This is a genomic window from Dermacoccus sp. SAI-028, assembly GCF_004346775.1.
Lineage (GTDB): Bacteria > Actinomycetota > Actinomycetes > Actinomycetales > Dermatophilaceae > Dermacoccus > Dermacoccus nishinomiyaensis.
In genome coordinates this window covers 512756-536642 of sequence record NZ_SMFS01000001.1, presented here as the reverse complement: position 1 = coordinate 536642, position 23887 = coordinate 512756, and the positions used below count along the sequence as shown (strand labels likewise).

Below are 23887 nucleotides of genomic sequence, written 5' to 3'. Positions count from 1 at the left end.
ATCACCCGAACAGGACGGCTGCCTCGTCCCACTGCTTGCGCGGGACGGTCTTGAGCTCCTTCGTCGCCTCGGCCATCGGCACCGTCACGATGTCGATGCCCGAGAGCGCCACCATCTGACCCCACTTGCGCTGCATGACGGCGTCGATGGCGGCGTGCCCGAAGCGCGTGGCCAGCACGCGGTCGTAGGCCGTCGGCACACCGCCGCGCTGCAGGTGGCCGAGCGTCGCGGCGCGCGTCTCGATGCCGGTTGAGCGTTCGATGAGCGGTGCGAGCGCCTCACCGATGCCACCGAGGCGCGGGCGTCCGGCGGCATCGAGGCCGCGTTCGGCCGCGATGTCCTCGAGTTCGCCCTTGTCGTTCTTCAGCTGGAACCCCTCGGACACGACGACGACGGGTGCACGCCCGCGCGCCTGCGTCAGCAGTACCCATTCGGTGATCTGCGCGAGCGTCACCGACACCTCGGGGATGAGGATGGCGTGGGCGCCGCTCGCGAGCCCGGCGTGCAGTGCGATCCAGCCGACGTGACGGCCCATGACCTCGACGACCATGCAGCGGTGGTGCGCCTCCGTCGTCGTGCGCAGTCGGTCGATCGACTCGGTCGCGATGGAGACGGCGGTGTCGAAACCGAAGGTGTAGTCGGTGCCCGACAGGTCGTTGTCGATGGTCTTCGGCACGCCGACGACGGGCAGCCCGTCAGCGGCGAGACGCGCGGCACCCGACAGCGTGCCCTCGCCTCCGATCGCAATGATCCCCTCCATGCCGTGCCGTTCCATGACGGCGCGGATCGCGTCGGGGCCTCCGACGCCGTCGATGCCGTTGTAGGGGTGCGTTCGGGAGGTGCCGAGGATGGTGCCCCCCTCCTTGGACAGCCCACGCACGCGACGGCGTGGAAGGGAGAACACGTCGTCGACGATGAGGCCGCGCCACCCGTCACGGATGCCGGCGAACTCCTGCTCATAGATCTTGTCGCCCTTCATCACCGCGCCACGGATGACGGCGTTGAGGCCGGGGCAGTCGCCGCCAGAGGTCAGGATGCCGATGCTCATGCGCCTAGTTTCTCCCATGCGCGGCGGCAGGGGGCACCCGCACCGCCGGGTGGGACGTCGCGTCTCTCCCTACGGACGAGTAGACCCGCAGCCATGTGGATGGGACGGCAGCCGGCGCGACGCATCGCGCGTGCGCGGGGGACACCCGTCGGGAGGAGCGTTGCCCATTACGATAAGGTGTCACCACACCTCGACGGCAGGATCCGTGAGCATGACGCGCCCCGACGACACGACGCCTCAAGCCCCTGTTCCCACCGAGCCGGAGGCTGCGGAGCCAGAGCCATCCGGAACCCGCGACCCGTTGCTGCGTGGCGATCTGGCTCCCGCGCCGCGCACACTCGTCGACATCCTGCGCGCGAGCGTCGCCGCGCACCCGGACGACCCGGCCGTCGACAACGGCCAGGACGTGCTGACGTACGCCGAATTCGCCCAGGCCGCAGAGCAGTTCGCCGACGCCCTGCACGAGCTGGGCATCGGTTCGGGTGAGCGCATCGGCATCCGCATCCCGTCGGGAACCCTTGATCTGTACGTCGCGATCGCGGGGACGCTCGTCGCGGGCTGCGCGTACGTGCCGGTCGACTTCGACGACCCCGACGAGCGCGCCGACACCGTCTTCGGCGAGGCCGACGTCGCCGCCATCGTCGGCAAAGACCTCGTCATCAGCCCCCGCGCGCCGCACGCCGACGACGCCGCGGCGCATGACGACGTGCGCACCGGCGACCCTGCCCTCACCGACGACGCGTGGATCATCTTCACCTCGGGTTCGACGGGCAAGCCGAAGGGCGTCGCCGTCACGCATCGCAACGCTGCGGCGTTCGTCGACGCCGAGGCCAACCTGTTCCTGCAGAACGCACCCATCGGGCCGGGTGATCGCGTCATGGCGGGTCTGTCCGTCGCGTTCGACGCGAGCTGCGAGGAGATGTGGCTCGCGTGGCGCTACGGTGCCTGCCTCGTGCCCGCACCGCGCAGCCTCGTGAAGTCGGGCATGGATCTGGGGCCGTGGCTGACGGCGAACGACATCACGATCATCTCGACGGTGCCGACGCTCGTCGCGCTGTGGCCGCACGAGGCGATCAAGGACGTCCGCCTCGTCATCCTCGGCGGCGAGGCGTGCCCGCCCGAGATCGGCGCCCGTCTCGCGACCGAGGCCCGCGAGGTGTGGAATACCTACGGCCCGACGGAGGCGACCGTCGTCGCCTGCGCCGCGCAGCTGACGGGTGAGCCACCCGTGCGCATCGGCTTGCCCCTCGACGGGTGGGATCTCGCCGTCGTCGACTCCGAGGGCAACCCCGTGCCGCAGGGTGAGGCGGGCGAGCTCATCATCGGCGGCGTCGGCCTCGCGCGCTACCTCGATCCGGCCAAGGACGCGGAGAAGTACGCGCCGATGCCGACGCTCGGGTGGGATCGCGCGTACCGAAGCGGCGACATCGTCGTCAACGATCCGATTGGTCTGACGTTCCAAGGCCGCGCCGACGACCAGATCAAACTCAACGGCCGACGCATCGAGCTCGGCGAGGTCGACTCCGCGCTGCTGCAACTGCCGCACGTCAGTGGTGCGGCTGCGGCGGTGCGTACCTCGGAGACGGGCAACAAGCTGCTCGTCGGCTACCTCACCGTCAAGGACGGCTTCGACCGCAAGGCCGCCACCGCGCACCTGCGCGAGACGATGCCCGCGGCGCTCGTGCCGCAGCTCGCCGTCGTCGACACGCTGCCGACGCGCACCTCCGGCAAGATCGACCGCGATGCGCTGCCGTGGCCCCTCGAGATCCCGACGGGTGACGGCGACGGCGAGACGTTCACAGGCACGGCGGCGCGGCTGCAGGAGCTGTTCGCCAGCATCCTGGGCACTCCCCCTACGTCGCCGGACGACAACTTCTTCGACCTCGGCGGCGGCTCGCTGACGGCGGCGCAGCTCGTCGCGCGGCTGCGTGAGACGAACCCGGAGATCACCGTCGCCGACGTCTACGAGGCGAACTCGATCACCGAACTCGCCGCGACGATCGACCAGATGTCCTCTCCCACCGGGCGATTGAACGACAACGTCGTCAAGGTGCGCCGCAGCACGCAGACGTTGCAGGTCGTCGCGTCGCTCGCTGTACGCCAGTTCTCGGCGCTGCGTTGGCTGACGTGGTTGGGTGCCGGCGCGAACCTCGCGCACGCCTCCGGCATGACGTGGGTGCCGACGCTGAGCTGGTGGTGGATCCTCGTGGGCTGGGTGCTGTTCGTCGCCCCGCCGGGGCGGATGCTGCTGGCCGCCGGATTCGCCCGCACCATCCTCGCGGGGGTGACGCCGGGCGCGTACAGCCGCGGTGGACGCACCCACCTGCGCGTCTGGCTCGCCGAACGCATCGCCGACGAACTGGGCGCCACCAACCTCGCCGGTGCGCCGCTCGTCAAGTTCTACGGCCGCCTGCTCGGCTGCGACATCAAGAAGCACGTCGACCTGCACAGCCTGCCGCCCGTCACCGGCTTCCTCACGCTCGGCAAGGGCTGCTCGATCGAGCCCGAGGTGGAGCTGCGCGGGCACTGGATCGACGGTGACACGTTCCATCTCGGACGCATCGAGGTCGGACCGAACGCCCGCGTCGGCACGCGCTCGACGCTGCTGCCCGGCGCCCGCGTCGGCAAGCGCGCGGAGATCGCTCCCGGTTCGGGCGTGTTCGGTCGCGTGCCCGCCGACCAGCTCTGGTCCGGGGCGCCCGCCGAGCACATCGGCACCGCACGCGGCCCGTGGGACGAGCAGGCGCCACCGAACAAGCCGATCTGGCTCGTCGCGTACGGCGCGACCGGCATGGCCGCGTCGCTCATCCCCGCGGTGGGTTCGGCGGCCGGGCTGGCCGTGCTGTGGCCCTGGCTGCGTCACGCCGACTCGGTCGCGGACATCGCCCGCATCGGCGCGATCGGCGTCATCCCAGCGACGCTCGTCGGTTTCGTCGTCACGGCCCTCGTCATCCTGGCTGCGGTGCGCGCCCTCGGCCGCGGCCTCGTCGCCGGTCACCACGCGATTCACGGCGGTCAGGGCTGGCGCGCGTGGACGACCATGCGCATCCTCGACGAGGCCCGCACCTGGCTGTTCCCGCTCTACTCGAGCACGCTGACGCCGAACTGGCTGCGCGCGCTCGGCGCGAAGATCGGACGTGAGGTCGAGGCCTCGACCGTGCTCATGCTGCCGAAGATGGCGGACGTCGGCGAGGGCGCGTTCCTCGCCGACGACACCCTCGTCGCCAACTACGAACTCGGCGGCGGCTGGATTCGCATCGCGCCCGTCAAGGTCGGCAAGGGTGCCTTCATCGGCAACTCGGGCATGGCCGCGCCCGGGCGCAAGGTGCCGAAGCGCGGCCTCGTCGCCGTACTGTCGGCCGCGCCCGCACGCGGGGCGGCGAAGAAGGGCACGAGCTGGCTCGGCTCGCCGCCGCAACGTCTGCGCCGCCAGGCCGGTGAGACGGACGCCTCCCGTACCACCGCGCCGCCGACAAAGCTGCGTGTCGCGCGCGCCGTCGTCGAGGCGCTGCGGATCATCCCGCAGTCGCTGCACTCGGCGCTCATCGCCGGTGCAGCGCTGACGATGCTGTGGGTCGCCGACACGCACTCGTGGTGGCTGGCGGCGCTGACGGCAGGATTCGTGCTCGTCGGTTTCGGCGCGCTCGGCGGGGCGTCCGCCGTCATCGCGAAGTGGCTACTGGTCGGGCGCCTGCGCGTCACCGAATACCCGCTGTGGAGTTCGTTCGTGTGGCGCAACGAACTCGCCGACACGTTCACCGAGGTCGTCGCCGCGCCCTGGCTCATCCGCGCCAACGGCGGCACGCCGGTGCTCAACCTGTGGCTGCGCGCGATGGGAGCGAAGATCGGCCACGGCGTGTGGTGCGAGACGTACTGGCTGCCCGAAGCCGACCTCATCCGCCTCGGCGACGGCGCCTGCGTCAACTCGGGTTGTGTCGTGCAGACTCACCTGTTCCACGACCGCATCCTCGCGATGGACACCGTCACCCTCGGCGCCGGCGCGACGCTTGGCCCCAACAGCGTCGTCCTGCCCGCTGCGAAGATCGGCACACACGCGACCGTCGGGCCGACGTCCCTCGTCATGCGCGGCGAGAGCGTGCCTGACAAGACCCGCTGGCTCGGCAATCCCATCGGCCCGTGGATCGAGGACGAGAACCCCGCCGACGCCCGCCGCGACGGCGGCGAGATGGAAACCGACGCCGTCGCGCACGATGACGAAGCGGCGCGCACTTCGCAGGGCGCGACCCACGTCGAGTTCCACGACGAACCGTCCTCACCGGTAGCATCCGACGAACACCCCGGCGACGGGCAACCCGTCACGAACGGCGCCTCCTTCGAGGGACGCGACGCCACGCCGACCGCACGACCCGAAAGCGATTCCTGATGTTCAGCAGCACTCCGAGCGGCGGCGCCGACCCCTACGTCCCGGGTCACGGCGATCTGGCGTTCGGCGTCGATTCCTACGATCTGACCCTCGACTACACGCCCGCCGGTAACCGTCTCGACGCCACGGCCGCGCTCGCCTGCCGCATCGTCGACGACGTGCCGGAGGCCTCGCTCGACGACGGCGGGGTGCGCCGGATCGAACTCGACCTGCATCACCGGCTCAAGGTCGCGAAGCTGACGGTGTCGGGCGCGAAGATGGCGCGGTTCGGCCAGGAGCGTTCGCGGCTGTTCATCCGGTTCGCGCAGCCGCTCGCGCCGGGCGCGCGCTTCACCGTCACCGTCGCCTACAAAGGTTCGCCCGGTCCGATGCGCGGGCCCGATGGCGACGCGGGCTGGGAGGAGCTGGAGAACGGCGTCATCGTCGCGTCGCAGCCCCACGGTTCGCCGACGTGGTTCCCATGCAACGACCGTGCCGCGGACAAGGCCGTCTACCGCTTCGCCGTGACGACGGATGCCGAGTACCACGTCGTCGCCAACGGCACTCTGCTGCGCCGCCGTCACACGGGCCGACGTGCGACGTGGACGTACGAGTGCACAGCACCCATGTCTCCGTACCTGGCGACGTTGCAGATCGGGCCGTACCAGACCCGTCAGATCCAGGCGAAGCCGACGGACGTCCGCCTCGTCTTCCCGCCTCGTCTGCGTGAGCCGGTCCGAGAGGCGTTCTCCGACCAGCTGCACATGATCGATTTCTTCTCCTCGCGCTTCGGCGCGTACCCCTTCGCCTCGTACACGGCCGTCATCACCGACGACCCGCTCGAGATCCCCCTCGAGTCGCAGACGTTGTCGACGTTCGGTTCCAACTTCGCGAACCGCGGCTGGGACGCGCAGCGCCTCATCGCGCACGAACTCGCGCACCAGTGGTTCGGCAACGCCGTGACGGCGGCGTCGTGGGAGGACATCTGGCTCCACGAGGGTTTCGCCTGCTACAGCGAGTGGCTGTGGAGCGAGGAGATCCATCTCGGGAGCGCCGACCAGCGGGCGCGCGAGGCGTGGCTGCGCCTGTCGCGGCTGCCGAAGGATCTGCGCCTGCACGATCCGGGCCCGAAGGACATGTTCGACGACCGCGTCTACAAGCGCGGAGCGCTGACGCTGCACGCCCTGCGCCTGACGATGGGTGACGCCGCGTTCTTCACGCTGCTGCAGCGATGGGTGGCCGAGAACACCGGCAAGACGGTGACGACGCAGCAGTTCGTGCGGCTCGCGGACGAGGTGGCTGCCGCAGCCGGCGTCGAACCCGTGGGCGCCCTCATCGCCGAGTGGCTCGAGACCCTCCCCCTGCCGCAGCTGCCTGGGCCAGGCTCCACGCGCGTCTGACCCGCTCGAGCCACTGAATGTGGACAGGAATCGCAGATGGGTACGCGGCGCCGCCACCGAAGCGATCCAGGTCACACCAGATGGGTAGGGTGAGGGCATGCCAGCTGATGCACCTGAGCTTCCTGCGTTCACGCCGCGCGAGGACGTCGACACCTACTTCATCCCCCGCCTCGAGACCCCCGAAGGAGCCCCCGAGGGCGCGCGCCTGTTCGATCCGACGATCCACGTGCAGGGCGCCTGGAACGAGGGCGAGCAGCACCTCGCCGCGTCGGCAGGGCTCATGGTGCACTGCATCGAACAGCACGAGCCGCGCGACGACATGCAGCTTGCGAAGATCACCTTCGACGTCCTCGGCTTCATCCCGCTGCGTCCGACGCTCGTGTCGGTGCGCACGATCCGCCCCGGCCGCACGATCGAACTCGTCGAAGCCACGTTCAGCGTCGACGGACGAACCATCATCGTCGGGCGCGCGTGGCGTCTGTCGAAGCAGGATTCCTCACCGGTGGCGGGCGCCGACGTGCCCACCATGCCGCCCCTCGAAGAATGCACCCCCTACAGCATGGCGAGCATGTGGCCGGGCGGCTTCATCCACTCCCTCGACGGTTACGAGGCCGAACCCTACGTGCCGGGCCGACACCGCGTCTGGCTGCGCACGCAGCTGCCGATCGTCATGGGTGAACAGATCACCCCGACGACGCACTTCCTCTCCGTCATCGACGGCGCCAACGGCATCGCCGTCCGCGTCGATCCGCGCGAGTGGATGTACCCCAACGTCGATTTGACGGTGCACCTCTTCCGCCAACCCGACCCCACCGCAACGGGATTCGACACCATCGTCGCGATGGGCGAGAGCGGGCTCGGCGTCACGATGACGTCACTGCACGACATCCACGGCCCCGTCGGACGCATCGCGCAGAGCCTGACGGTCCGCAAGCTCTGACGCGCGATGTTGCCCGGGAATCGTCAGTGGGTGAACTGCACGCCCTGGGAGGCGTCGAGCACGACGCCGACGCGGGCGCCGGGCTCGAGCGCGGCCGGTTCGACGTCGCCGGGGTAGGCCACAGCAGCCAGCTCCAGCATGGGCAGCGCATCGAGCCGGACGCTCACGCGCGTCAACTCGTCCGCCACCGCGCTGTGCACGATGCTCGCCGCCAGCGCGCGGGGGGCCCGGGCGTCACGCGCTCCGGCCGCTTCGCCCCACGAGGAACCATGCGTCGCCCCGGCGTCACGCATTGCGACACCGTCTCCCGAAGAGGAGCCGGACGCCGTTCCTGTCGCAACCACCCGTAGGGCACTCTGACGCAACTTCCAACGCCCCGGCGCGAGGCCCACCGCTGTCGCCTCGTCGGGGTCCAGGGTCGTCGTGAAGCCGAGGAAATCGGCGGTGTCTTCGTCGGACGGCACGGCCCACACCTCAGGCGCGGCACCGTGCTGGACGATGCGTCCGTCGCGCATGACGGCGATGTCGTCGGCGACGGTGAGCGCCTCGCCGTGATCGTGCGTGACGAACAGTGCGGTCGCGTTCTCGGCGGTGAGGATGGCCCGCAGATCGGTCGACAACCGCTCGCGCAGGCCTCTGTCGAGGGCCGAGAGCGGCTCGTCGAGGAGCAACAACCGCGGTCGCACCGCGAGGGCCCGCGCGAGCGCCACACGCTGCTGTTGACCGCCGGAAAGCGTTGCGGGAGAACGCTTCTCGTAGCCAGGCAGCCCGACGAGGTCGAGCAGTTGCCCGACGCGTGCGGCCTGCTCGGCGCGCCCCACACCACGTCGCGCCAGCCCGTAGGCGACGTTCGCGGCGACGTCGAGGTGCCCGAACAGTTGGCCGTCCTGGAACATCAGCGCGAAGTCGCGCTTGTGCGTCGGCACGCGCGTCACGTCGTCGCCGTCGAAGCTGACGCGCCCCGCGTCGAGACGCTGCAAGCCTGCGACGGCGCGCAGCAGCGTCGACTTGCCGCAGCCGCTCGGGCCGAGGACGGCGAGCACGCGCCCGGCGTCGACGGTGACATCGACGTCGTCGAGCGCCGGTGACTCCTGGCCGGCGAACGTCACGCGGGCGCCGCTGACGACGAGCCCGCGCGCCGCCTCCGCGGCCCGCTCACCATCGGCCCGCTCGCCACCAGACGTCATCCCCTCGGACCGCGTCCCACCGGCTCGCAACCCGTCGGACCTCTCGCCACCAGACGGCATCCCGTTGGCCCGCTCTTCACCGACCGGCGTCCCACCAGCCCACGCCGGACCGGCGTCGCCTCGCCTGGGTCGTCCCACCATCAGCCCATCCTCCCTGCGGCGACGCCGCCGATCTTGTCGACGGCCACCATGACGAGACCAGTCACGGCTGCGAGCACGACGGACGCTGCCATCGCGCCACCGAAGTTGGCGTCACCGGGGCGCCCGATCAGCTGGTAGATGACGACGGGCAACGTCGGCGAATCAGGTTGCGCGAGAAAGGCCGTCGCGCCGAACTCGCCGAGCGAAACCGCGAGCGCGAACCCGGCTGCCGCGACGAAGGGTCGCCACAGCACCGGCAGATCCGCCGTCATCCATGCCCGGACCGGCGAGGCCCCGAGCGCGGCGGCCGCCTCGCGCGGACGGGGGTCCAGCGAGCGCAGCACGGGCGTCAGCGTGCGCACGACGAGCGGCAGCGCGACCATTGCCTGCGCGATCGGAATGAGCGCTGACGACGAACGCAGGTCGAGAGGCGGCCGGTCGAGCGTGATGAGGAAACCGAAACCGACGGTCACGGCCGAGACGCCGAGCGGCAGCATGAACGCCGCGTCGAGCAGCCGGACGACACTCCGCCCCTTCGGGCTCGCCGCGCGCCACGACACGACGACGCAGACGCACACCCCCAGCACGAGCGCGAGCAACGCAGCGTCGATCGCGATGCGCCAGCTCTGCGAGAGCGCACCGACGACCCCGAGGTCACCCAATCCGCGATAGTGCTGCACCGTCCAGCCGCCATCGGAACGCAGCGAGCGCACGAGCAGCGTCACCAGCGGCGCCAGGATGAGCGCCCCGACAGCGGCGGTGAGCGTCAGGGCAGCCACGTCACCGCGACCAGGACGTCGCAGCGCCGTCTGCTGCGTCACGCCACGCCGCACCCGCTCGTCATGACGCCCGATGCGCGAGCGTTCGCTGACGACGAGCAGCGCCGCGACGAGGACGAACTGCGTCACCGACAGCACCGCCGCGGCTCGCAGGTCGAGGAATTCGACGGTGAGGGAGTAGATCTCCGTCTCGAGTGTCGAGTAGCGCAGGCCACCGAGCATGAGGACGATGCCGAACGCCGTCGAGCAGAACAGAAACACGACGCTCGCGGCGCTGACGACGGCGGGGCGCAGCTGCGGCCACGTCACCGTCCGGAAGACCTGCCGCGGTGATGCCCCGAGTGCCGCCGCCGACTCCGCCGTGCGCGGGTCGAGCGACGCCCACATCGGCCCGACGGTGCGCACGACGACGGACACGTTGAAGAACACCATCGCGAGCAGCACCGGCTGCCACGAGCCGTCCCAGCCCAACCAGGCAAGCGGGCCGCCGTCGGCGAACAGCGACCGGAACGCGACGCCGACGACGACCGTCGGCATGACGAACGGCAGGACGACGAGCGCGCGCCACACCCCCGCCCCCGGCACGCGCAGCCGGTACAGGGCGTGCGCGACGGGCACACCGAGCAGCACCGAGCACGCCGTCGCGAGCGCCGCCATCCACACGGTGAACCACAGCACGCGCAGGATGCGCGGGCGCGTCAGGACGTCCGTGAATCCGCCCAGATCGACGTGCCGACCCGGCGCGAGCCCACGCACCGCCATCGCTGCGACGGGCCACGCGAAGAAGATCGCGAGGAACACGAGCGGGACGACGGCAAGCGCGGCCATGACGAACGGCGCGCGAGCGCCCCGGGCTCGTGCGCCGCGACGCAGACCATCACGGGTGCCGTTCATCGCTCGGGCGTCACTTGGACGTGACGTCCTTCCACTTCGTCAGCCATTCGGAACGGTTCTTGTCGATGTCGGCGGGCGACACCTCGATCGGCTTCGTCGGCTGCTTCGCGTTCGCCGCCCACGCCTTGGGCAGTTCGACGTTCGAGTCGACGGGGAAGACGTACATCGAGTCGGGCAGCGACTTCTGGAAGCTCGCACCGTTCATGAAGTCGATGAGCGCCTTCGCGCCGTCGGGGTTCTTCGCCCCCTTGAGCACACCGGCGTACTCGGTCGATCGGAAGCACGTGTCGAGCAGCGCCGACGTCGTCGACGTGCCCGCCTTGTCGACGGTGAACGCCGGCGAGCTGTCGTAGCTGACGACGATCGGACGCTTGCCCTTGCCGCTGCCGGTGAAGTCGACCTCGTACGCGTCGCTCCAGCCCGACGTCAGCTTGAGCCCGTTCGCCATGAGCTTCTTCCAGTACGCCTCCCAGCCGTCCTGGCCGTAGTGGCCGACGGTCGCGAGGAAGAACGCCATGCCCGGCGAGCTCGACGACGCGCCCGGCGCGACCATGAGGTTCTTGTACTCGGGCTTGACGAGGTCGTCGAACGACGCGGGCTTCGTCTTGTGGTTCTTCGTGAACCACGCGTCGTCGACGTTGACGCACACCGACGCGGTGTCGATCGGCGACAGCTGCCCCTTGCCCTGGCCGTCCGGCAGCTCGTACTTCGACGCCGACGCAGGCGCGCCCTTCGGGCTGTACGGCTCGAGGACGTCGTTCGTCGTGACACGCGAGGCGAACGTGTTGTCGATGCCGAACACGACGTCACCGAGCGGGTTGTTCTTGCTCAGCACGAGCTTGTTCGCGAGCTCACCGGCGTCACCGGACTTCACGACCTTGACGGTGTAGCCCGTCTGCTTCGTGAACTCGGCCATGACGTTCTTGTCGGGCGCCCACGACTCGTGCGTCACCAACGTGACCGTCTTCGACGCGCCCGAACCCGACGCACCCGAGCCGCCCGCTGAACTCGACTTCGAGCCCGACGAGTTGTTGTCGACGCTGCACGCCGCCAGCGCACCCACGCACGCGAGCGCCAGCACGGCGCGGCCACCACGAGACATCATGTGAACGTTCCTCCTCACGGCCAGTGAGGGACGTCGTCGCCCGCACGTACGCGCGACGAGTGAGAACTCGACTTCCTCCGCCGGTGCTAACCGGGTCAGGTTCGAGGGTTTGGTGCCGGATGCGGCACGATCTCAGCGCACACTGCGCTCCCCTGTCGTTCGAGCGTGAGATTAGCACCGACCACCGACGGACGACACGCTTCGGCCCGCTTCGCACTCCGGCATCCCCGCTGACGGCTCGTGCGCACCTCACGCCGACGCCGGATCCCTCGTGCACGAGCCGGCCGCCACGACGCCCACCCCCGTCAGACCGGGCTGATGAGCATGCCGACTGGCGCAGCGACACATGCACGCGCGAGGATGGACCCAAGACATCAACGGCCCGAGGCTCGACGACGCCTCACGACGGCCGACGACACGTAAGGGGAAACACCATGGGCAACCTCGTGTGGAAGGTGCTGAGCATGGGCGCCGGCATCGTCGCGAGCAAGATCGCGACGACCACCGCAACCAAGACGTGGAAGATGACGACCGGCAAGAGCCCGCGCAGCGCGAAGGACCCGAACGCCAGCATCATCGAAGCCGCGATCTACGCCGCCATCTCCACCGGCGCACTCGCCGCCGCCAAGATGTACGCCGAACGCCGCGCCGCCGACTACTTCACCAAGTCCGCCGGCCACCCGCCGCAGGCCCTCGTCAAGCGCGCCGAAGAAGAGGCCAAGGAAGCCCAGAAGGGCAAGAGCCAGGCGCCCGTCGTCGTCATGAAGTAATTCCCCTTCGTCCGCTTTCCGGCGTGGGAGCCTCGCGGGCTCGGCTCCCACGCTCGGTGCAGCAGACTCGGGGGCGTCCATGTTGCGCATGGAGCTGTTCGCTTGGAGGGTCAGGTTCTGCCTGGCCCTCCTCGCGTGTCTCTGGCCGACGCATCACTGAGCGTCGCGAATTTCGTCCACACCGGCGAATTTCGCCCACATTCGCGATTCACGTCCACCTCGGCGGATCTCGTCCACATTCACGTCCCGGCCGAACATCACGCCGCGCTCCGGTGGCATGCTGACGCCATGAGCACGGCCACCCGAGCGCAACTGCGCCTCGGCACGTCAGGGTGGACGTACGCCTCCTGGAAAGGCACCGTCTACCCCGCAGGCGTCGCCGACCGCGTGCGCCTCGAGTACTACGCGGCGAACCTCTTCGACACTGTCGCACTCAACGCCAGCTACTACCGCTGGCCGTCACTCACGACCTTCGAGGATTGGCGCCGCCGCCTACCCGACGGGTTCCGCATTACCGTCAAGGCCCCCAAGGGCCTCACGCACGTCCCGCTTCGTGCGCGAGCGCACGTGAGCCGTCTGCCGTAACGTCGTCCCCATGACCACGGCACAGGGCACGAACCCGACGAACGACGAGGGCGCAGAGGGCGAGATCGTCCCCGAGGCGTTCAGCGAATACCGCGAGCACGAACCCGAGACCCCGGGCGTGCACGACGAATCCGTCACCGACGATGCGGAGCTGCGCCCCGACTACGCGGCCGTCATCGAGCGCATCGAGACGCTCGGGCCCGACGAGGTGTCGCGCCGCCTCGAAGCGGCCGGCAAGGGCCTGACCGAGCTCGGCGTGACGATCAACTCCGAGGACGGCAACCGCCCGTACCCGATCGACATCGTGCCGCGCATCATCTCGGCCGAGCGCTGGGCCGAGCTCAGCGCCGGCGCCGAGCAGCGCGTCCGTGCGCTCGAACTCTTCCTGCGCGACGTCTACGGCCCCGGCGAGATCATCAAGGCGGGCCGCGTCGACGCCGACATGCTGCGTCGCTCGCCCGGCTGGTCCAAGGACGGCCAGCGGGTGCCCGCCGACTTCGTCCGCGCCGGCATCTGCGGCCTCGACCTCGTCTCGCCCGCGTCCGGCGAGTGGATGGTGCTCGAGGACAACCTGCGCATGCCCGGCGGGCTGGGCATGACGCACATCAACCGTGAGGTGCTCGAGAACCACTTCGCCGAGATCCTGCCGCCCGCGGAGACGCTCGAGCACCCGACCCGGACGTACGGGCTGCTGCACGAGTCGCTCATCGCAAGCGCAAGACTCGTCGACGGTGGCGTTGCCGAGGGCGAGATCGGCCTGTGCATGGTCTCCCCCGGCCCGACGGACACGACCTGGTACGAGCAGAACCTCGTGAGCGGCCAGGTCGGCGCCGCCATCGTGACGGCAGACGCCCTCGTCGTCGACGACGGCAAGCTGTGGCGCCTCGACGGCGGCGAACGTCACCGCGTGCACCTGCTCAACCCGCGCATGGGTGAGACCGAGCTGTTCGAAGCGAAGGGCGCGGACGGTCGTCCGCTCGGCGACGCGCTGCGTGACGTGCTCGCGGCGGGCGCGGTCGCCATCGTCAATGCGCCCGGCAACGGCCTCGCCGACGACAAGGCGACGTACGCGCTCGTGCCCGACATCATCGATTTCTACCTCGGCGAGAAGCCGCTGCTCGCGCAGGTGCCGACGCTGCTGTGCGCCCGCGAGGACCACCGCGAGGAGGTGCTCGATCGCCTCGACGAACTCGTCGTCAAGCCGATCGACGGCTACGGCGGCAGCGGAATCACCGTCGGCCCGGAGTGCTCGGCCGACGAGCTGGAGACGCGCCGTCGGGAGATCCGTGAGACGCCTGAGCGCTTCGTCGCGCAGGACATCGTGCCGTTGTCGACCCTGCCGACGCTCGTCGACGGCTCGTTCGCGCCGAGCCACGTCGACCTGCGCGCGTTCGTGCTGCAGCGCCCGGACGAGCAGGACGCCTCGCGCACCGTCGCCGTCACGACACCGGGAGCGATGACGCGCGTCGCCCCAGCGGGCACGATGATCGTCAACGTCTCGGCCGGCGGCGGCGCGAAGGACACCTGGATCCAGCGCTGACGCCCGCATCGCGGCCCGGTGCGACACTCGAAGCGCCCTGACGCGATCGTCGACGGGCCGCGCCACCGTGCGCAGAGTTACGCCCGGTCGCGCAGCCCCACGCCTCTGCGTGCAAGTGCACCCAGGTGCACTTGCACGCAGAGGAGACGGGGCGCGGCGCCGTGGGTGAGACTGGAGTCATGACGCGCGACGCCAGCCAGCAGCCGACCGAGTTCATCCGCTCGATGGCGGACGGCACGACGAAGCAGGTCAACCCGCTGAGCGGTACGAAGGTGTGGACGGTGCCCGGCCGCGGCGACCGTCCCCTCGGGCTCGTCCCTGCTGATGTCAAAGACCTCGTGGCGCAGGACTTCACGTCGTCCTGCGCGTTCTGCTCCGAGCGCTACCTCGAGACGCCACCGGAGAAGGTGCGCTCCGTCCTCGCCGCAGGTTCCGCCGAGGCGCCGCGCTTCGTCCGACTGCGTGGTCTGACGCCGGCCGAGGTGACGTCGCAGGTCGCCGAGTTCCGCCGCATCCCGAACCTGTTCGAGATCATGTCGGTCGACTACTGGCAGGCCAACCACGGCTACACGTTCGACGACGCGATCGAGGCCCGCCGCCGCGCCTACGAGGCTGCTGACGGAGGGCGCGAACACCTGCTGCGCCTCGCGCGGGTGCGTCTCGGCAAGCGCGCCGAGGTCGCCACGGACGCCGAACTCCTCGACGCTGCAGGCGATTTCTTCGCGAGCACCCATGACGTCATCGTCGGCCGCCGCCACTACGTCGACGGCGCGACGCGCAGCGACCAGCTCGCCTCGTCAGGCGCCCTGACGCCGACCGAGCACCGCGAATACCTCGACCTGACGATCGACGCGATGGCCGAGCTGTACGCGACGAACCCGCACGTGCGCTACGTCGCGGCCTTCCAGAACTGGCTCAAGCCGGCGGGCGCGTCGTTCGACCACCTGCACAAGCAGATCGTCGGCATCGACGAGTTCGGCACCTCGACCGACCTCGACATCGATGCGGCGCGTCGCGATCCGCGCGTGTTCGAGGAACTCATCGCCTACGCGCGCAGCCACGATCTCGTCGTCGCGGAGAACGCTCACGCGATCGCCTTCGCCGGGTTCGGCCACCGCTACCCGAGCATCGAGATCTGGTCGACGTCCGGCACGTGCGAGCCATGGCTCATGACCGACGACGAACGTCACGCAATGGCCGACCTCGTCCACGCCGCGCATGCCGCGACCGGAGCCGACGTGCCGTGCAACGAGGAGTGGCACCACCGTCCGCCGTCCATGAGCGAGGTCGAGATCCCCTGGCACGTCGTGCTCAAGTGGCGCATCGCCAACCTCGCCGGGTTCGAGGGCAGCACGAAGATCTACCTCAACACCATCAGCCCCGCGGGCGTCCGCGACCGCGTCGTTCCCGCGCTCCGCCGGTTGCAGGACGAGGGCCGCCTCGCCCCCGGCATCCGCCTCTGATCGCTGCGCGCGTCACCGTCGGGTCGCGAAGAATTCCTTGAGGACCGCCGAACACTCGTCCTCACGGATGCCGCCGACCACCTCGATGCGGTGGGTCGAGCGTGAGTCGCGCACGACGTCCCACAGCCCGCCGCAGGCGCCGGCCTTGCGATCCCACGCCCCGAGGACGATGCGCGGCAGCCGCGCCTGAACGGCTGCCCCCGCGCACATGAGGCACGGTTCGAGCGTGACGACCAGGGTGCAGCCGTCGAGGCGCCAGCACCCTCGCGACGCTGCAGCGCGCCGCATCGCGACGATCTCCGCATGACCCGTCGGGTCGCCGTCGACCTCACGAAGGTTCGCGCCGACGCCGATCACCTCGCCGTCAGGATCGACGACGAGCGCTCCGACCGGCACGTCTCCCGCCGCGCCCACCTCACGCGCCAGTTCGAGCGCGCGCCCCATCCACGCGTCGTACGTGAGCTCGATCGCTGGTGCCACGGGAAGATCCACGGGTTAAGTTTGTCCCATGCGCGTCATCGTTGCCGACCACCCGCTCATCTCGCACAAGCTCACGACGCTGCGTGACAAGCGAACCGACTCCCCGACGTTCCGTCGCCTCGTCGACGAACTCGTCACGCTCCTCGCGTACGAGGCGACGCGTGACGTCCGCGTCGAGGAGGTCGACGTCGAGACGCCGGTGACGACGGCGCGCGGCATCAAGCTCGCGACGCCGCGTCCGCTGCTCGTGCCGATCCTGCGCGCCGGCCTGGGCATGCTCGACGGCATGATGCGGCTCCTGCCGACGGCCGAGGTCGGCTTCCTCGGTCTCGTGCGCAACGAGGAGACGCTCGAGGCGACGACGTACGCGAACCGTCTGCCCGACGACCTGTCGGGCCGTCAGGTCTACGTCGTCGACCCGATGCTCGCGACGGGCGGCACCCTCGCCGCGACGATCGACTACCTCGTCGAGCGCGGCGCCGACGACATCACGGCCGTCGTGCTCATCGCCGCGCCGGAAGGCCTGGCGAAGCTCGAGGAGTTGACGTCGCACATCGAGGTGCCCATCACCCTCGTCACCGGTGCGATGGACGAGAAGCTCAACGAGAACGGCTACATCGTGCCCGGCCTCGGCGACGCCGGCGACCGTCTCTACGGCATCGCGACGCACGACGCGTGAGCGCCTGAGCCGCATTCTCGATGGGGGCCGAAATCCTGCAGTGCAGGGTTTCGGCCCCCATCACGCTCATTCGGGGCTGAAACACTGCATGGCAACGTTTCAGCCCTCAGCCCCGAGCACCCAGGTCGATGGCGTCGCCCCAGCCAGCGTCACGAGCCTGCTTGTAGGCCGGGCCGGCCTTCTTCGTCACCACGGCGCGTCGCACCTGGCCGGCGAGGCCTGAGGCGTCGAGCGCCTCGCACACCTGCAGCTCCACGAACCCCTTGTTCTTCTTCGGATGCCGGATGATGCGGGCGTCGCGCTCGCTGGGGCGCTGCGTCAGATCGACGCCGTCGCGCAACGGCACACCCTGCGCCACGTGCGCGGGCTCACGCACCATCGCGACGTACGAGAACTTCTCGTCCTCGTGCGACAGCTCGCCACCCTTGATCTGCCGGTGCACCGACGAACGGTTGACGCGCGCCGCGAAGTGGCACCAATCCGGTTCCGTCTTGACGAGCAACGGGCACGCCCCCTGATGCGGACATGGCGCCGCGACCGACCACGACTGCTCGAGCAGTTGATCGCGGGCTCGCAGGATGCGCGCGTAGCCGTCCGGCGTGCCGGGTTCGACGATGACGACGGCGCGCGTCGCCGCTGACGTCGCCTCGGCGACGATGCGATCGGCCTGCTGAGCCGACAACTCGCTCAACACATAGGAGACCGTCGCGAGATCGGCGCCGCCACCGGATGGCGCACCGACCGTCACGTTCCACGAGCCGACGCGGCCCTCCTGCCACACGGTGCGCTCGAGGGCGGGCACCCCACTGGCGCGCGCGAGCCGCTGCCCCAGGTCGAGCGCGGCCGGCACCTGGTCGAGGACGCTGATGTCGCGCAGCGTCTCGAAGACGTCCGCCGCCGCCCAGGCCGCGGCGCCGGTGCCGCCGCCGAGGTCGACCATCGACGTCACCGAATCAGCGTCGAACACACCGGAATCGGCGAGGGCGCGCAGCGCCGAACGCACCGCACCGAACGTCGCGGGCATGCGGTAGTGGGCGTACGCGAGCACGTCGACGGGGCGCGCGAGAATGGGCTCGTCAGCCGCCGCGACGGCCCGATACCGGGTCGACAGGCGCGTGACAGCGTCACTCAACTGCTTGATCGCCGTACCGGAGGCTTCTCGTTCGAGCGCATCGCGCAGACTCATCGCCAGATCCACGCCGTCAGCGTACGCACCACCAGCGACAGCGGCGCGCGCGTTCCACGGCGGGCCCGACGGCGCGCACCCGCCGGCGAGCGCCGCGAAAACGGTTCGGCGCGCCTGCGCCGCAGCATGGGTGAACCCTGCAAGGATGCGAGAGTTGCCCGTGCCTTCCCCCGCGCGCTCCACCCACCAGAAAGAGACGACGCCATGGACAAGATCAACTTCAAGTCGATCCTGAAGTTCTTGTTGTTCGCGTTCATCATCTACGCCGTCTTCTCGAGCCCCGCGAAGTCGGCCGACGTCGTGCGCGCCGTCGGCGACGTGCTGCGCAACGCCGTCACCAACCTGCGCGAATTCTTCGACGCGCTGCTCGGCAAGAACTGAACCCATGGGCCCACTGCGCCCACATCAGGCGAGCGACCGCGTCGCCGGTTATCTCGCGCGCGGTGAGGACGTCGTCCTCGAGATGAAGCAGCACTGGGCGCGCGTGCTGCCCGCCATCACCTCGTGCGTCGTCGGGTTCGTCCTCGTCATCGTCGCGGGCATCTGCGCGCCCGCCTGGATGGGCCCGCTGACGAACGCCGCGTGGTGGATCTGGCTCGTCCTCGCCGCGCACCTCGCCTGGCGCGTCGTCGAATGGTGGGACCAGACGTTCGTCATCACGAACAAGCGCCTCATCCTGGTGCACGGGTTGTTCGTCAAGAAGGTGGCGATGATGCCGCTGTCGAAGGTGACGGACATGTCGTACAACCGCTCGCCCGCCGCGCGGCTGCTCGGCTACGGCACGTTCAAGATCGAGTCGGCGGGTCAGGAGCAGGCGCTCAACGTCATCGACTACGTGCGCAACCCCGACGAGAAATACCGCGACATCTGCGGGCTCATCTTCGGTTTCGAGGACGAGGACGACCCGCGCCCCAGCGGGCACGCGGACGCGCGGCACGCCGACGACGAGGGCTACGACGACGAATGGCGTGACCCGTGGGTCGAGGACGACTGGCACGACGAGTCGCAGCATGACGAGTCGTGGGATGGCGACGGCTGGTCCGACGACGAACAACGCCGTGAGACGCCGCGCCGCGAATCGCAGCGTCGTGAGTCGCAGCGTCACGGCCCGTCAGGCGGCGACGACACCCGCCCCCTCGCGGTCCGTCAGCCCCGAGCTCGCTACGGCCGCGGGCAACGTCGAGTGGCCGAGGACGACACGGATCCTCACGGATTTGTCACGGTTGGTCACCCAAACCCCCACAGTGACACCGATCACACGTACCGTCAGCGGCATGACAGGGACGAGACGTCGCCCGAGCAGGGTGACGAATCGGCCTGGTGGGTGAGCCGTGAACACGCGACCTCACCTCAACCCGTCCGCCGACGAGGTCGCGACCACGATGTGGACGATGGCTCCACATGGCGAGACGGAACGTAATCTCACACGGTTCCAACCATCCGGTGAAAGGGCGCTCACATGAGCCTTTTGCGCACCAAGTCGATCGAAGCGTCGATCGCAGACTCGGAAGCCTCCGAGTTCCAGCTGAAGAAGAACCTGTCAGCGCTCGACCTGACGGTCTTCGGCATCGGCGTCATCATCGGCGCCGGCATCTTCACGGTGACGGGGCGAGCCGCGCACACGATGGCGGGCCCCGCCATCGTCATCTCGTTCCTCATCGGCGCCTTCTGCTGCGGTCTCGCGGCCCTGTGCTACGCCGAGCTGTCGTCGGCGGTGCCCGTCTCGGGCTCGGCCTACACGTTCTCCTACGCGACGATGGGCGAACTCATCGCCTGGATCGTGGGCTGGGATCTGCTTCTCGAGCTCATCCTCGCCGCGGGCGTCGTCGCCCAGGGTTGGAGCGCGTACTTCAACATCCTGTTCGGTGAGTGGGGGTTGAAGCTGCCCGACAATCTGCAGGGCGGCACCGGCTGGTTCACCCACTTCGACATCGCCGCCTTCGGCCTCGTCGCCGTGCTCACCTGCGTCATCGCGACGGGCATCAAGGAGTCGATGCGCGTCAACCTGACGCTCGTCGCCGTCAAGCTGTTCATCGTGCTGTTCATCATCGTGATGGGCATCCAGTACATCAACACGTCGAACTACACCCCGTTCGTGCCGCCGGCTCAGCACCTCGAGAGCACGTCCGACACGCTCAAGCGCCCCCTGTGGGAGCTCATGACGGGCATGGAACCGCAGGCGTTCGGCGTCATGGGCGTCATCTCCGGCGCAGCCCTCGTGTTCTTCGCCTACATCGGCTTCGACGTCGTCGCGACCACCGCCGAGGAGACGCGCAACCCGAAGCGCGACCTGCCGATCGGCATCATCGGCTCGCTCGCGATCTGCACGATCCTCTACGTCTCCGTCTGCCTCGTCATCACCGGCATGGTGAGCTACGACAAGATCGACCCCAAGGGCGCACTCGCCGCGGCCTTCCGCGATCACGGACATCCCGGGTACGCGCAGATCATCGCAGCCGGCGCCGTCGCGGGTCTCGCCACGGTCGTCATGACGCTGATGATCGGCGCCACCCGCGTCATGTACGCGATGTCGCGCGACGGCCTGCTGCCGATGGGCATGGCACGCACGAACCCCAAGACGGGCACGCCGGTCCCGATGACGCTCGTCATGGGCTTCATCATCGCGGTCGCAGCGGCGACCATCCCGATCGGTGAGTTCGAGGAGATGGTCAACATCGGCACCCTGTCGGCGTTCTTCCTCGTCAGCCTGGCCGTGCCCGTGCTGCGCAAGAAGCGCCCCGACCTCGAGCGCCCGTTCAAGGTGCCGGGCAGCCCCGTCCTCCCGTGGGTCGCCGCCGCTGTGTGCCTCTACCTCATGCTCAACCTGCCCGTCGAGACGTGGCTGCGTTTCGTGGTGTGGCTCCTCATCGGCTTCGCGATCTACTTCTTCTACGGCCGCGGCCACTCGCGCGTCGGTCGCAACCCGCAGCTGCAGGGCGGCGTCGGTGACGGCGTCTACGCCACCGACCTCGACACGTCGGTCGGTGACGGCGCCGAGGCGCTGCGCAAGAACGAGCGACGCTACTGAGCACACTCGCCTCGTTTCATCTCGAAGCCCCTCACCCGCATCGTCGGGTCGAGGGGCTTCGACGTGCTCCGTCGCCTCTTGTCGCAGCTCACCCGCGCCCGCGATCGAGCGGAATCGGTGGGATCGAGCGTCGGGGCACTCGATCCCGCCGATTTCGCTCGATCACGTCGGCGAGCACCCATGCACCCGGTCGCCCCACCCGAGGGCCCTAGAATGATCGACGCCCACCCGCCGACCCGCGTTCTTCGAGGTTCCTCATGGCTGTTCGCCCCATCACCATCGTCGGCCACAAGGCCCTGCACGCACCCACGAAGCGGGTCAAGGAGATCACCGACGACACGCGCGCCCTCGTCGAGGACATGTTCGAGACGATGGAGGCGGCGAACGGCGTCGGCCTCGCAGCCAACCAGGTCGGCGTCAAGCAGCGCATCTTCGTCTTCGACTGTCCCGACGACGAACTCGGCGATAACCGCCGCGGCGTCGTCATCAACCCGAAGCTCGAGAAGGGTCGCGTGCCTGCCGGCGAGGCCGACGAGGAGAACGACAACGAGGGTTGCCTGTCGGTGCCCGGCGAGCACTTCCCGACGGCGCGGGCCGACTGGGCGAAGGTGACGGGCACCGACCTCGACGGGAACGAGATCGTCATCGAGGGGCACGGCTTCTTCGCCCGCATGCTGCAGCACGAGACCGACCACCTCGACGGCTACCTCTACCTCGACCGCCTCACGCCGACGATGCGCCTCGAGTCGCGCGAGGCGGTCAAGGACCGCGGCTGGCAGTACGACGGCATCACCAAGTGGGACCCGACCGAACTCAAGGCCGAGGACGTCTGAGCCGACAGCGGCATCCGAGCATCGTCGCGGAGCGTTGCCGCCCGATATAGCCTGACGTCATGAAGGCTGAAGCTGTCGCGAAACCGCACGCCTACCACGGTGAGGGCGTCATCTGGGCCGACGATTGGGGCGGCGGCCACCCGGCGCTGCGCTACGTCGACATGCTGGCCGGGGACGTCCTCGAGCTCCAGCCGGGCGGTGATGTCACCCGATTCCACGTCGGGGACGTCGCGGCAGCGCTGCGTCCGCGCGCAGGTGGAGGCGCGATCGTCGCGACGGAGCGTGGTTTCGCACTGACGCGTTCGGTCGACTTCGCCGATCTGGAGCACACCGCCGATCTGTGGCCGTCGACGCACGAGCCGCGCACCCGGTTCAACGACGGTGGATGCGCCCCCGACGGGTCGTTCTACATGGGGTCGATGGCCTACGACCAGAGCGAGGGCGCGGCATCGATGTGGCGGCTGGCGCCGGACCGGTCGACGAGCCATGTCTTCGGTGACGTCACCATCTCGAACGGCCTGTGCTGGTCGCCCGACGGCACGCTCGCCTACTACAACGACACGCCGACCCGCATCATCTGGGTGTTCGACTGGAGCGCCGAGACCGGCCTGACGAACCGTCGGCCCTTCGTCCGGCTCGAGGACGGCATCGGCCACCCCGACGGGCTGACGGTCGACGCCGAAGGCGGAGTGTGGACGGCGCTGTTCGGCGGCTCCGCCGTGCGTCGCTACGACGCTGACGGCTCGCTCAGCGAGATCGTCGAGGTGGGGCCGAGCCTGGTGACGTGCCCGGCCTTCGGCGGCGACGACCTCGACCAGCTGTTCATCACGACCTCGCGAGAGAACCTGCCGGACGACGCGGAGCCCGACGCCGGCGCCCTCTTCGTCTGTACGCCGGGTATCCGCGGTCAACGCACCCTCCCCTTCACCGGCTGACCGCACCAGTCCGTCCCCATGTACGATTCTTGACCCTTCCGCGAACCGCGTCCACATCGGCGATTTACGTCCCCATTCAACGGACGTTGCCACCAGGGCGACCCGTGTCACGACGACTCGCGCCGACGCGTGCGAATGTGACGCTGATTCGCAGATGTGGACGCCGTTCGCGCGTGTGAACGTGGATCGCGGATGGGGACGCGATTCGCCGATGTGGATGAAAATCGCAGGTCATGACAGGCGGGGCTGGCGGAGGAGCACAGGCCGGTTCACAAGGGGCGGCCGAGCCGATTAGCGTTCCCCCGAGGATGCGTGTAGAGTTCTATCTCGTTGCAGCGGCCGCTGAGGCCGGGCAGCAAGCACCCGTAGCTCAACGGATAGAGCATCTGACTACGGATCAGAAGGTTTGGGGTTCGAATCCCTACGGGTGCACTCTGTGTTGAGACAGAGGAAAGAACCCCCGGCTCGCCGGGGGTTTTTGCTATGTCCGGGCCTTGCTCTCCGCGCGGCCCGACAACCTTCGCCGAAGTG

Annotated in this window: 19 protein-coding genes, 1 tRNA gene and 1 riboswitch; of the genes, 14 read left to right on the top strand and 6 right to left on the bottom strand. The window is 69.3% G+C overall.

Annotation, left to right across the window (positions count from 1 at the left end):
• Position 1: 1 nt before the first annotated feature.
• The gene (locus EDC82_RS02490; RefSeq protein ID WP_006945748.1) at positions 2–1048 is read right to left on the bottom strand and encodes an ATP-dependent 6-phosphofructokinase; all 1047 of its coding nucleotides are present in this window, start codon (positions 1046–1048) and stop codon (positions 2–4) included.
• Between the two features lie 211 nt (positions 1049–1259).
• On the opposite strand from EDC82_RS02490, the gene EDC82_RS02485 reads away from it, so the two are divergent.
• From EDC82_RS02485 to EDC82_RS02475, 3 genes are all read left to right on the top strand, one after another.
• On the top strand, positions 1260–5432 hold the full coding sequence (locus tag EDC82_RS02485) for a Pls/PosA family non-ribosomal peptide synthetase (RefSeq protein WP_131940504.1): 4173 nt from the start codon (positions 1260–1262) through the stop codon (positions 5430–5432).
• A complete protein-coding gene (locus EDC82_RS02480; protein ID WP_131940502.1) occupies positions 5432–6811 on the top strand; it encodes a M1 family metallopeptidase in 1380 nt (459 codons plus the stop codon). Before EDC82_RS02485 ends, EDC82_RS02480 begins: the two co-directional genes overlap by 1 nt.
• A 97-nt stretch (positions 6812–6908) precedes the next feature.
• The gene (locus EDC82_RS02475; RefSeq protein WP_006945674.1) at positions 6909–7751 is read left to right on the top strand and encodes a thioesterase family protein; all 843 of its coding nucleotides are present in this window, start codon (positions 6909–6911) and stop codon (positions 7749–7751) included.
• A 23-nt stretch (positions 7752–7774) separates the two neighbouring features.
• Here EDC82_RS02475 and EDC82_RS02470 read toward each other — a convergent pair whose 3' ends face one another.
• The 3 genes from EDC82_RS02470 to EDC82_RS02460 form a co-directional block, all read right to left on the bottom strand.
• Complete coding sequence (locus EDC82_RS02470) at positions 7775–8938, bottom strand: ABC transporter ATP-binding protein (RefSeq protein ID WP_006945740.1); 1164 nt, start codon at positions 8936–8938, stop codon at positions 7775–7777.
• 140 nt (positions 8939–9078) lie between these two features.
• On the bottom strand, positions 9079–10752 hold the full coding sequence (locus tag EDC82_RS02465) for an iron ABC transporter permease (protein ID WP_006945742.1): 1674 nt from the start codon (positions 10750–10752) through the stop codon (positions 9079–9081).
• A 10-nt stretch (positions 10753–10762) separates the two neighbouring features.
• The gene (locus EDC82_RS02460) at positions 10763–11857 is read right to left on the bottom strand and encodes a thiamine ABC transporter substrate binding subunit (RefSeq protein WP_006945684.1); all 1095 of its coding nucleotides are present in this window, start codon (positions 11855–11857) and stop codon (positions 10763–10765) included.
• A 55-nt stretch (positions 11858–11912) separates the two neighbouring features.
• Positions 11913–12021, bottom strand: a riboswitch (TPP riboswitch).
• A 270-nt stretch (positions 12022–12291) separates the two neighbouring features.
• Here EDC82_RS02460 and EDC82_RS02455 point away from each other — a divergent pair.
• From EDC82_RS02455 to EDC82_RS02440, 4 genes are all read left to right on the top strand, one after another.
• Positions 12292–12627 (top strand): DUF4235 domain-containing protein, encoded by a 336-nt coding sequence (locus EDC82_RS02455; protein WP_006945679.1) that lies wholly within the window; start codon positions 12292–12294, stop codon positions 12625–12627.
• A gap of 288 nt (positions 12628–12915) precedes the next feature.
• Entirely contained in the window at positions 12916–13212 is a 297-nt protein-coding gene (locus tag EDC82_RS02450) for a DUF72 domain-containing protein (RefSeq protein WP_131940500.1), read from the top strand.
• Between the two features lie 10 nt (positions 13213–13222).
• Complete coding sequence (locus tag EDC82_RS02445) at positions 13223–14752, top strand: circularly permuted type 2 ATP-grasp protein (RefSeq protein ID WP_131940498.1); 1530 nt, start codon at positions 13223–13225, stop codon at positions 14750–14752.
• Between the two features lie 179 nt (positions 14753–14931).
• The gene (locus EDC82_RS02440; protein ID WP_062255807.1) at positions 14932–16215 is read left to right on the top strand and encodes a DUF4921 family protein; all 1284 of its coding nucleotides are present in this window, start codon (positions 14932–14934) and stop codon (positions 16213–16215) included.
• A gap of 12 nt (positions 16216–16227) precedes the next feature.
• Here EDC82_RS02440 and EDC82_RS02435 read toward each other — a convergent pair whose 3' ends face one another.
• Entirely contained in the window at positions 16228–16659 is a 432-nt protein-coding gene (locus EDC82_RS02435) for a nucleoside deaminase (protein WP_062255812.1), read from the bottom strand.
• 64 nt (positions 16660–16723) lie between these two features.
• Here EDC82_RS02435 and upp point away from each other — a divergent pair, with 64 nt between their 5' ends.
• Complete coding sequence (upp, locus tag EDC82_RS02430) at positions 16724–17374, top strand: uracil phosphoribosyltransferase (RefSeq protein WP_006945708.1); 651 nt, start codon at positions 16724–16726, stop codon at positions 17372–17374.
• A 106-nt stretch (positions 17375–17480) separates the two neighbouring features.
• On the opposite strand, the gene EDC82_RS02425 is transcribed toward upp, so the two are convergent.
• Positions 17481–18572 (bottom strand): small ribosomal subunit Rsm22 family protein, encoded by a 1092-nt coding sequence (locus EDC82_RS02425; RefSeq protein WP_235006086.1) that lies wholly within the window; start codon positions 18570–18572, stop codon positions 17481–17483.
• Positions 18573–18764: 192 nt separating this feature from the next.
• On the opposite strand from EDC82_RS02425, the gene EDC82_RS14460 reads away from it, so the two are divergent.
• The 6 genes from EDC82_RS14460 to EDC82_RS02400 all read left to right on the top strand — a co-directional run bounded on the left by EDC82_RS14460 (position 18765) and on the right by EDC82_RS02400 (position 23788).
• Positions 18765–18941, top strand: a complete 177-nt coding sequence (locus EDC82_RS14460) for a hypothetical protein (RefSeq protein WP_006945715.1) — start codon at positions 18765–18767, stop codon at positions 18939–18941.
• A gap of 4 nt (positions 18942–18945) precedes the next feature.
• Positions 18946–19980 carry a PH domain-containing protein gene (locus EDC82_RS02420; protein WP_131940492.1) on the top strand — a complete coding sequence of 345 codons (1035 nt, stop codon included), beginning with the start codon at positions 18946–18948 and terminating at the stop codon, positions 19978–19980.
• Between the two features lie 39 nt (positions 19981–20019).
• Positions 20020–21588, top strand: a complete 1569-nt coding sequence (locus tag EDC82_RS02415; protein WP_062257539.1) for an APC family permease — start codon at positions 20020–20022, stop codon at positions 21586–21588.
• Positions 21589–21845: 257 nt separating this feature from the next.
• Positions 21846–22421: a peptide deformylase gene (def, locus tag EDC82_RS02410; protein ID WP_006945693.1), complete on the top strand. Its 576-nt coding sequence runs from the start codon at positions 21846–21848 to the stop codon at positions 22419–22421.
• Positions 22422–22480: 59 nt separating this feature from the next.
• The gene (locus EDC82_RS02405; RefSeq protein ID WP_006945667.1) at positions 22481–23356 is read left to right on the top strand and encodes an SMP-30/gluconolactonase/LRE family protein; all 876 of its coding nucleotides are present in this window, start codon (positions 22481–22483) and stop codon (positions 23354–23356) included.
• A gap of 359 nt (positions 23357–23715) precedes the next feature.
• Positions 23716–23788, top strand: a tRNA-Arg gene (locus EDC82_RS02400).
• Positions 23789–23887: the final 99 nt, after the last annotated feature.

Excerpts from the sequence above, each read along its gene's own strand:
- EDC82_RS02490 (WP_006945748.1), bottom strand. The coding sequence starts at position 1,048 with ATGAGCATCGGCATCCTGACCTCTGGCGGCGACTGCCCCGGCCTCAAC.
- EDC82_RS02485 (WP_131940504.1), top strand. The coding sequence starts at position 1,260 with ATGACGCGCCCCGACGACACGACGCCTCAAGCCCCTGTTCCCACCGAG.
- EDC82_RS02480 (WP_131940502.1), top strand. The coding sequence starts at position 5,432 with ATGTTCAGCAGCACTCCGAGCGGCGGCGCCGACCCCTACGTCCCGGGT.
- EDC82_RS02475 (WP_006945674.1), top strand. The coding sequence starts at position 6,909 with ATGCCAGCTGATGCACCTGAGCTTCCTGCGTTCACGCCGCGCGAGGAC.
- EDC82_RS02470 (WP_006945740.1), bottom strand. The coding sequence starts at position 8,938 with ATGACGTCTGGTGGCGAGCGGGCCGATGGTGAGCGGGCCGCGGAGGCG.
- EDC82_RS02465 (WP_006945742.1), bottom strand. The coding sequence starts at position 10,752 with ATGAACGGCACCCGTGATGGTCTGCGTCGCGGCGCACGAGCCCGGGGC.
- EDC82_RS02460 (WP_006945684.1), bottom strand. The coding sequence starts at position 11,857 with ATGATGTCTCGTGGTGGCCGCGCCGTGCTGGCGCTCGCGTGCGTGGGT.
- EDC82_RS02455 (WP_006945679.1), top strand. The coding sequence starts at position 12,292 with ATGGGCAACCTCGTGTGGAAGGTGCTGAGCATGGGCGCCGGCATCGTC.
- EDC82_RS02450 (WP_131940500.1), top strand. The coding sequence starts at position 12,916 with ATGAGCACGGCCACCCGAGCGCAACTGCGCCTCGGCACGTCAGGGTGG.
- EDC82_RS02445 (WP_131940498.1), top strand. The coding sequence starts at position 13,223 with ATGACCACGGCACAGGGCACGAACCCGACGAACGACGAGGGCGCAGAG.
- EDC82_RS02440 (WP_062255807.1), top strand. The coding sequence starts at position 14,932 with ATGACGCGCGACGCCAGCCAGCAGCCGACCGAGTTCATCCGCTCGATG.
- EDC82_RS02435 (WP_062255812.1), bottom strand. The coding sequence starts at position 16,659 with ATGGGGCGCGCGCTCGAACTGGCGCGTGAGGTGGGCGCGGCGGGAGAC.
- upp (WP_006945708.1), top strand. The coding sequence starts at position 16,724 with ATGCGCGTCATCGTTGCCGACCACCCGCTCATCTCGCACAAGCTCACG.
- EDC82_RS14460 (WP_006945715.1), top strand. The coding sequence starts at position 18,765 with ATGGACAAGATCAACTTCAAGTCGATCCTGAAGTTCTTGTTGTTCGCG.
- EDC82_RS02420 (WP_131940492.1), top strand. The coding sequence starts at position 18,946 with ATGGGCCCACTGCGCCCACATCAGGCGAGCGACCGCGTCGCCGGTTAT.
- EDC82_RS02415 (WP_062257539.1), top strand. The coding sequence starts at position 20,020 with ATGAGCCTTTTGCGCACCAAGTCGATCGAAGCGTCGATCGCAGACTCG.
- def (WP_006945693.1), top strand. The coding sequence starts at position 21,846 with ATGGCTGTTCGCCCCATCACCATCGTCGGCCACAAGGCCCTGCACGCA.
- EDC82_RS02405 (WP_006945667.1), top strand. The coding sequence starts at position 22,481 with ATGAAGGCTGAAGCTGTCGCGAAACCGCACGCCTACCACGGTGAGGGC.